This is a genomic window from Wolbachia endosymbiont of Drosophila bocki (assembly GCF_028982005.1).
Classification (GTDB): domain Bacteria; phylum Pseudomonadota; class Alphaproteobacteria; order Rickettsiales; family Anaplasmataceae; genus Wolbachia; species Wolbachia pipientis.
This window is the reverse complement of the sequence record NZ_JAPQLG010000115.1, coordinates 1-638: the sequence shown is the minus strand read 5'-3', so window position 1 is coordinate 638 and position 638 is coordinate 1. Positions and strand designations below refer to the sequence as shown.

Genomic DNA, 638 nt, shown 5'->3' with positions numbered 1-638 from the left:
GCTTTTTTGCATAGATATACCTCTTTCTTAACTATGCTTATTTTACCTCATATTTTCGAGATCCTTAACAAGTTCTAAGTGAAGAAGGTCGCCCCTCCTCACTCGACTTCAAAACCGTACGTGAGACTTTGTGCCTCATACGGCTTCTCTCTAATTTGGTGCTTGTCATGCACACCTCCTGTGTAATTCATCGTGACAATGTCCATGTAACAAAGACAAGTTTTTGATCATATTGTTTCGTCTATTCCGGTTTTTGTGATGTATTTCTATTGTATCATCACTTTTAAACCATAGTCTACAATTATCACATTTACTTTGTTGTAACTTCAATAGTTTTATTACTCTTGATGGCTTATATGGTATTTTTCTCAGACGTTTACCCCAATAAACCCAATCACCATCATATGGAGATCTGGTTTTTTGCACTTTGATATGTCGTTTAATAACATGATCGCTGTGTATAATAAGATGTATCTTGTTACTTGTAATAAAACGCCAGTTATCGTTATTATACTTTTTAAAGTATTTTCTTTTTATCCAGCATTTCCCTTTGTTTGGGTGCCTAAAGACTGACCTTACCCAGAAAAAGTGGAGAGAAAGAAAAGAGTTTTTTTGGGTAAAATAAAATTTTGGAGGAT

At 34.3% G+C, this 638-nt stretch carries 1 protein-coding gene; it reads right to left on the bottom strand.

Going from position 1 to position 638, the window contains the following annotated elements:
- Positions 1-165 precede the first annotated feature (165 nt).
- A partial coding sequence (locus OZD61_RS02500; protein ID WP_274979727.1) for an HNH endonuclease signature motif containing protein occupies positions 166-638 on the bottom strand: 473 nt, incomplete at its 5' end.